Origin of the sequence: Rubrivirga sp. (genome assembly GCF_049648075.1) — a bacterium.
Classification (GTDB): domain Bacteria; phylum Bacteroidota; class Rhodothermia; order Rhodothermales; family Rubricoccaceae; genus Rubrivirga.
Genome location: NZ_JBARYR010000779.1, coordinates 1 through 6,809, shown reverse-complemented (window position 1 = coordinate 6,809; position 6,809 = coordinate 1). Strand labels below are relative to the sequence as shown.

General features: G+C 67.0%; 8 protein-coding genes. 5 read left to right on the top strand and 3 right to left on the bottom strand.

The genetic code is table 11. From position 1 onward, the window contains the following. The 5 genes from WBA11_RS20620 to WBA11_RS20600 form a co-directional block, all read left to right on the top strand. On the top strand, nucleotides 1-310 hold a 310-nt coding region (locus WBA11_RS20620; protein WP_424522508.1), incomplete at its 5' end, for a tetratricopeptide repeat protein. Then, nucleotides 310-1,017, top strand: a complete 708-nt coding sequence (modA, locus tag WBA11_RS20615) for a molybdate ABC transporter substrate-binding protein (protein WP_424522509.1) — start codon at nucleotides 310-312, stop codon at nucleotides 1,015-1,017. The genes WBA11_RS20620 and modA, both read left to right, overlap by 1 nt. After that, entirely contained in the window at nucleotides 1,014-1,646 is a 633-nt protein-coding gene (locus WBA11_RS20610; RefSeq protein ID WP_424522507.1) for a molybdate ABC transporter permease subunit, read from the top strand. The genes modA and WBA11_RS20610 overlap by 4 nt, the downstream gene beginning before the upstream one ends. A gap of 994 nt (nucleotides 1,647-2,640) precedes the next feature. After that, entirely contained in the window at nucleotides 2,641-3,306 is a 666-nt protein-coding gene (locus WBA11_RS20605; RefSeq protein WP_424522506.1) for a TPM domain-containing protein, read from the top strand. After that, nucleotides 3,306-4,268, top strand: a complete 963-nt coding sequence (locus tag WBA11_RS20600) for a TPM domain-containing protein (protein ID WP_424522505.1) — start codon at nucleotides 3,306-3,308, stop codon at nucleotides 4,266-4,268. The genes WBA11_RS20605 and WBA11_RS20600 overlap by 1 nt, the downstream gene beginning before the upstream one ends. 13 nt (nucleotides 4,269-4,281) lie before the next feature. On the opposite strand, the gene WBA11_RS20595 is transcribed toward WBA11_RS20600, so the two are convergent. The 3 genes from WBA11_RS20595 to sufD form a co-directional block, all read right to left on the bottom strand. After that, entirely contained in the window at nucleotides 4,282-4,701 is a 420-nt protein-coding gene (locus tag WBA11_RS20595) for a VOC family protein (protein ID WP_424522504.1), read from the bottom strand. 191 nt (nucleotides 4,702-4,892) lie between these two features. Continuing rightward, nucleotides 4,893-5,264 (bottom strand): iron-sulfur cluster assembly protein, encoded by a 372-nt coding sequence (locus tag WBA11_RS20590; RefSeq protein ID WP_424522503.1) that lies wholly within the window; start codon nucleotides 5,262-5,264, stop codon nucleotides 4,893-4,895. Between the two features lie 81 nt (nucleotides 5,265-5,345). Next, nucleotides 5,346-6,668 carry a Fe-S cluster assembly protein SufD gene (gene sufD, locus WBA11_RS20585; RefSeq protein ID WP_424522502.1) on the bottom strand — a complete coding sequence of 441 codons (1,323 nt, stop codon included), beginning with the start codon at nucleotides 6,666-6,668 and terminating at the stop codon, nucleotides 5,346-5,348. Nucleotides 6,669-6,809 lie beyond the last annotated feature (141 nt).

The window sequence follows — 6,809 nt, the reverse complement described above, 5'->3', positions numbered from 1 at the left end:
CCGCGCGATCACCGACTTCGAGCGGAGCCTCGACCTCGAGGAGTCGTCACGTGTCCGGGTGGCGCTCGCCGAGGCCGCGACGTTCGACCCGTCGGATCCCATGCGACCGGTCCAAGAGCTGCAGGCCGTCCTCGAGGCCGACCCGAACAACCTGGACGCCAACTTCATCATCGGCACGCTGCGGCAGCAGATCGGTCGGGTGGACAGCGCTCGGGCGGCGTTCGAGCGAGTCGTCGCCCTCGCGCCCGCCGACGCTCCGATTCGAGGTCGCGCCGAAGAGGCCTTGGCTGTGCTCGACGCCGCGCCGTGATGCGAGCGTGCGCGCTCGCGGCCTGCTTCTGGCTCGTGGGCTGTGCGACAGAGTCGGACCGGGTGGTCGTGTTCGCCGCGGCCTCGACGGCCGACGTCGTTCAGCGCGCGCTCGACGACCAGGTCGTTGTAAGCGTCGGGGCCACTTCGACGTTGGCGCGCCAGATCGAGCAGGGCGCCCGAGCGGACCTGTTCGTCGCCGCCGATCCCGAGTGGGTCGACTGGCTCCGAGAGCGCGACGTGCCGATCGTCGACGTGCTCGAGGTCGCCTCGGGCAGGATGGTCGTCGTCGGACCGGTCGGAGCCGTGGGATCCGGCCTCGAGGACGATGCGCTGCGGGTCGCCATCGCCGACCCGACTCACGTGCCGGCCGGGCGGCACGCCCAGCGCGCCCTCGAGGCCGTTGGGTTGTGGTCCGCCCTCGAGGGGCGGGCCGTTCGAACGGGCGATGTCCGTGCCGCACTCGCCGCCGTTGAGATCGGTGCCGCCGACCGTGCCGTCGTCTACGCGTCGGACGCCCGGGCGTCGTCTCGCGTCGAGGTCGTGCGCGTGTTCGACCTCGAGGTCGCCGCGCCCACGTTCGTCATCGCTGTTCTCGGTGATTGTGACCCCGATTGTGTACCTCGCGAGGATCGTGGCCTCGAGGCCGCTCGAGCACTTGCTCGGTCGACGGCCTGGGCTGATGCGGGCTTCGATCCGCCCCGATGACGACCGCAGAATGGGTCGCGACCCTGCTCAGCCTGCGGGTCGCGCTCGTTGCGACGGCGCTGGCTGCGATCCCGAGCATTGGACTGGGGTGGTGGCTCGCCCGCAGCGATGGGTGGTGGACTGGACCTGTCCAGTTTGCGTCGCTCCTGCCGCTCGCGCTGCCGCCCGTCGTGACGGGATACGCCTTGTTGGCGGTGCTGCCTCGCGGCATGGCCTTTACGTGGTGGGCGGCCGTGATCGCGTCGGCCGTCGTTGGACTTCCTCTGTTCGTCCAGCTCGCTCGCTCCGGCATCGAGGCCGTTTCTGACGACGTCCTCGATGCGGCCCGGGCAGACGGCGCGACGGGGTGGAGGCTGTTCGCCGACATCATCGCACCACTCTCGTTGCCGTGGATCGCGGCCGGTGCGTTGCTCCACTTTACGAGAGGACTCGGGGAGTTCGGGGCCACGCTCATCGTGGCCGGAAACCTGCCGGGATCGACCCAAACCCTGCCGCTCGCGCTGTACAGCAGCATCCAGCAGATCGGCGGCGAGACGGCGTCACTCCGTCTCGCACTGATCACCGTGCTACTGGCGGCCGTCAGTCTCGGGGTGGCCCGCGTGATGTGGCGTCGCGCGGTGCGACCGTAGCTTAGAGACCCCCCGACCTCGATGCGCCTCCTTCCAATCGCTTGCATGTTCGTGGTGGCAGGATGCGCTACGTCGACACCGGCCGTCGAGGTTGGAAGGACCGACCTCGAGGACCTGGCCGTCCAGTTGCCGCCCCTCGAGGTCGATTCGGATCCAAGGATCGTGGACATCGAGGAGCGTGTCCTGCCGGCGACGCCTAAGAATTTGATCCGCACGAGGTCAGTGTTTCCTGACGCCGACGTCGCGGAGTGGACGCTGTCGAACGGACTCACGGTCGTCTATCGACGCGATCCGTCGGGAGACTCCTACCGAGCATCGATTTCGGCTCTGGGGACTCGTCGGGACTACTCCGAGTCAGAAGCGGACGTCTTCGAACGTGCAGGGCTTTCCGAGGTGATGACTCTCGTTACTTCGGCGTTTCGTCCGGTCGGCACGGGCGGCGCCGACCTCGAGGCCGACGTTCGTCACCTTGGATCACCCAGCGAGGCCCTTTTGGTCATCTCTGGTCCCGTCGCGTGGGAGTGGGTAGAGCGTGACGTCGCTGTCCGACTGTCCGGTATCCAGGGACGAGATTCCGTCCCTGAGATCCGTCGGGCGTCGTCGGTGTGGAGTGCGGCTGTGGATTGGGACGAGTGGCCGGCGCTTCTCGTCGCTCGCCGTGTCATGCTCGAGCGGTTGCCTCGGGCGAGCGTCCACTATGATGCCCGCCGGGAGCTCGCCTTCCTCGAGGTCGGCGCCGCTTTAGATTCTGCGACCGCGGCTCAGGCAACGCGTCCCATCGGCGATGCCAATCTGCGGCGCATTCGATCAGAGGTCGCTCGTGACTGGTCGTCCGCGTCTGGAATCGTCAGGGCGCTCTCCACTTTGTACGACGTGCCAGGCCGGTTCCGACCCGCCCGAGCTCCTGTCGAGGCCGTGAGCGTGGCCGGGAGGATCGAACGAACTCCTCCCTCGCGCGTGAGTGAGATCTTGAGTCGCTTTGCTCCTGCCGACGATGAGTAGTCCCTCACCTGTGTTCACGGATTCAGAGCGCGACGCGATTCGCGACGCCGTTGCAGCGGCTGAGACGCGCACGGCGGGGGAGATCGTCCCGTACGTCGTCCGTCAGAGCGGGAGCTACACCGCTGCCGTGTGGCGTCTCGCCTCAGTCGTCGCGCTGACCTCCGGCCTCGTGATGCTCATCGCGGAGACCTTCTATACGGGATGGGCGTGGGCTTGGCTGTACACGCCCGCCGCGCTCGCGACTGTGATGACGGTCGGTGGAGTCGTGGGGGCGGCGCTGACGCTCATCGAGCCGATCCGCCGCCGTGTCGCTGGTGCGGGCGAAATGGAGGAGAACGTCCACCGCCGCGCGGCCGTCGCGTTTGTCGAGGAGGAGGTGTTCGATACCCGTGATCGGACCGGCATATTGCTTTTCGTGTCCCTGTTCGAGCACCGCATCGAGGTCGTCGGCGACATCGGGATCAATGCCAAGGTGGAGCCGGAGGAGTGGGTCGAGGTCGTCGACCTGGTGCGTGACGGTGTGCGGTCGAAGTCTCTCGCTACCGGTCTCGTAAACGCGATCAGCAAGTGCGGCGACCTGCTCCACCGTCGCGGCGTCGTGATCCGCGATGATGACACGGACGAGTTGCCCGACGACGTGCGAGTCCGCAACGAGTAGTGCGAGTCGCCGCGGCCCTTCTGGCGGTCCTCGCCGCGGCTCCAGCATCCGCCCTCGAGGTCCCGCCTCTGACCGGGCGCGTCGTTGACTTGGCCGACGTGCTGTCGCGGACCACTGAAGACGCCTTGACGGCTCAACTCGCTGTCCATGAAGACTCGACCTCGAACCAAGTCGTGGTCCTGACCATCCCGTCCCTCGACGGCCAAATCGTGGAGTCGTACGCGAACAAGGTCCATCGGGAGTGGGGGCTCGGCCTCGAGGGCCGCGACAACGGTGTACTCATCTTGATCGCGGTCCAAGACCGGGAGGTCCGGATCGAGGTCGGCTACGGCCTCGAGGGCGACCTGACGGACGCGACCTCGGGCTCGATCATCAGGGACCTCATCGTACCGCCGTTTAAAGATGGAGACTTCGACGCTGGCGTCCTCGACGGCGTCGCGGCCGTCCTCGAGGCCGCCGACGGGACGTACGAGCCGCGCGGTCCCGAAGAGCCTCCGGTCAATCTCGTCCTGGCCTTTATCAGCGCACCGGTCGTCTTGATTCTGGTCCTCGATCTCGCCCGAGAGCTTACGAAGGGAGCGCAAGAGAGCCTGGACGTGGCGATTGTGGGGCCGGCTGTAATCGGGCTAATGGCCGCTGTATCACTGCCGTACTTCATCCGGTGGGAGTGGGTCGTGCTCGTGGGGCTCGCCGCATACACGGCGTTCAAAGTCTGGCTCGGGCGCTGGGCCGAAGCTCATCCGCGGTGGGGAGAGATCCGCCGCCATAACCGCGCCAAGAGCGAGGCCTTTCGTGCTGCCCGGCTACGGGGCGAAACTCGTGTCACCGTCGGTAGCCGGAGCTACTCTGTCCCATCCATCTCGACCTCGTCGAGGAGCGGTTCGTCAGGGAGCCGGTCCTCGAGCAGCTTCAGCGGCGGCGGCGGGTCGTCGGGTGGAGGTGGGGCTTCTGGAAGCTGGTGATCGTCCTCGAGGACTAGAGCGTCTCGATCCTCAGCAAAGTCTCGTCGACATCCCGCAGGAAGAGGGCGCCGCCGGCTTCTTTGTATTTCACGTTCTGCAAATCAAGGCGTGAGCGCAAGAGTGTCACAGTCCTGCGCGGCATCCCGAACGCCAGTTCGTGCACGCCACGACCCGTGTCGTCCGGCGCCTCGACGAGCTCGAACACTTGGTGTCCCTCCGCGTCGAGCATCTGCGCTCGCGGCTGAGCCGTCAGTGGGTGCACGCCCAGGCCGCCCAGGGTTAGACCTAACACGTTCACGTAGAAGTCCAAGGCTTCGTCGAACCGGGCGGTTCTCACACACACACTGCGGAGCCAAACGGCCGAGCTCGGCTTGCGAAGCGTCCGCTCGGCTTGGCGGTAGGCGGAGTCGAGAGCGGCGGTAGAGAGAGACATGAACCGGGGAGAGATCAGAGGTTACGGTCCTCCTCTTTCAGCCGCTGTGCCAGCCCAGGCCTGGTCGCAATAGACGCCGTCCCGGGAACGCTCCGTCGCGACCTCGAGGACTTAATTCAGGAAGGGCACGATCTCGTCTCACGAGATCTCGCTAGCTGCGCCAGCCCGACGGCTCTCGAGGACGTAGTCGGCTACATCAAGCCGAGGGTGAGCCGAGCCTCGTCGCTCAGCATTTCCATCGAGTACGTCGGCACGAAGACCAGGTCGATGGACGCGTGAGCGACGCCCTCGAGGGCGTTGACGCCCTGCTCGACCTCGGCTGGAAGCGTCTCGGCAGCTGGGCAGTTGGGCGCGGTCAGCGTCATCTTAACCGAGATGTCCTTCCCGGCATCACCGTCCTCGATGGTCCATCCGTAGATCAGCCCGAGATCCCAGATAGGGACCGGAATCTCCGGGTCGTAGATGGTCCGCATGACCTGGACCATGCCGTCCTCGAGGTCGGAGAGGTCGAGGGTCGCGAGGTCGTCGGCCTCGCGGCCGTCGCGGAGGAAGTCGCGGGTCATAGGTATCAGGGTTTCTGGATCACGTGTTGGGACGATGTAAGACTTGGAAGTACCCACCCCGAACCCCAAGGACCCAACCCCTTACTTGAGCCGCTCAGAGATGCGGGCGTCGAGGGCGTCGCGCACCAGCTCAAGGTCGACCATCTCGACGACGTCGTGAGCGAACGCGTAGAGCAACATGGCGCGGGCGTCAGACTCCGACACGCCTCGGCTGCGGAGGTAGAAGATGTGCTCCGGCTCAACGGCGCCGGTCGTGGACCCGTGCGAGCACTTGACGTCGTCGGCGTAGATCTCGAGCTCGGGCTTCGAGTAGTGCCGCGCGTCGGGGCTAAGCACGACGCCCTGGCTCTGCTGGTAGGCGTTCGTCTGCTGCGCCTCGCGCTGGACGAACACCTTGCCGTTGAAGACGCCCGTCGACTGGTCGTAGACGATGCCCTTGAAGAGCTCGTTCGACTGGCAGCCCGGCGCGACGTGGTCCACCAGCGTGTTCGTGTCGACGTGCTGGTCGCCGTGGCAGAGGTACAAGCCGCCGAGGGTGGACTGGCAGCCCTCGCCGTCGGGCACCATCACGGTGTTGTTGCGGACCGTCCCGCTCGCAAACGTGAACGTCAAGGTCGAGACATCGCTGTCGCGCGACTGGTACGTCTGGACGAGCGAGACGCCGTGGGCGTCCGGCCCCTCGTCCTGGATCCGGACGTGGCGCACGACGGCGCTCTGGGCCGCGACGATCTCGGTGAGGTCGTTGCGGAACGTCTCGGCGTCGCCGACGACGGCGAAGCTCTCCAAGACGGTCGCCTGTGCCGCCTCGCCGACGACGATCAGGTTTCGCTCTTGGACGTAGGTCGCGGCGTCCGCTGTGATCACGTGGACGACGTGGATCGGCGTCTCGACGGCCACGCCGCGCGGGACCTCGAGGTAGAAGCCGTCCAGGCTCGAGGCCGAGTTGAGCGCCGCGAACGCGTCCCGGTCGAGGTCGACGTGGCGTCCGAACGTGTCCGCGAGGCCCTCTGCACCGTTCGCGACGGTGTGGGCCAGGCTCGCCAGCGTCACCTTCGAAGGCACGCCCTCGAGGTCGGACCGCTCGGTGTCGAGTTGCCCGTTGACGACGACGACACGGGTCGCCTCCAGGCCGGGAATCCGGGCGCCCTCGATGGCGGCGTCTACCGCCGCGGCGTCGGCGTCGAGGCCGAGCGCGGAGCGGTAGTCGGGCTTGAGGGCGGGGCGGAGGTCGGTGTACTTCCACGCCTCGTCTCGCGTCGTCGGCAGGCCCTTGGCCTCGAACGAGGCGCGGGCTCGCTGGCGGAGGTCGGCGAACGGGTCGGGGGCTCCGTCGCCCGCGAACGCGCCCTCGAGGGCGCCGACGGCGTCGCGGAGCAGGGCGGGGGCCTTTTCGAGGTCGATCATGATGCGTGGTTCAGGGTTCTCGGGTCAGGGTTCGGGTACTCAAGGGCGTTTCAAGCGGTCCGACCTCGAGGTCGGCGGACGCTGAATGCCTTGCATGATGGGCGTGGGGTTCCGGGCGAAGAGCCCAGAACCTCCAAACCC

Excerpts from the sequence above, each read along its gene's own strand:
- modA (WP_424522509.1), top strand. The coding sequence starts at position 310 with ATGCGAGCGTGCGCGCTCGCGGCCTGCTTCTGGCTCGTGGGCTGTGCG.
- WBA11_RS20610 (WP_424522507.1), top strand. The coding sequence starts at position 1,014 with ATGACGACCGCAGAATGGGTCGCGACCCTGCTCAGCCTGCGGGTCGCG.
- WBA11_RS20605 (WP_424522506.1), top strand. The coding sequence starts at position 2,641 with ATGAGTAGTCCCTCACCTGTGTTCACGGATTCAGAGCGCGACGCGATT.
- WBA11_RS20595 (WP_424522504.1), bottom strand. The coding sequence starts at position 4,701 with ATGTCTCTCTCTACCGCCGCTCTCGACTCCGCCTACCGCCAAGCCGAG.
- WBA11_RS20590 (WP_424522503.1), bottom strand. The coding sequence starts at position 5,264 with ATGACCCGCGACTTCCTCCGCGACGGCCGCGAGGCCGACGACCTCGCG.
- sufD (WP_424522502.1), bottom strand. The coding sequence starts at position 6,668 with ATGATCGACCTCGAAAAGGCCCCCGCCCTGCTCCGCGACGCCGTCGGC.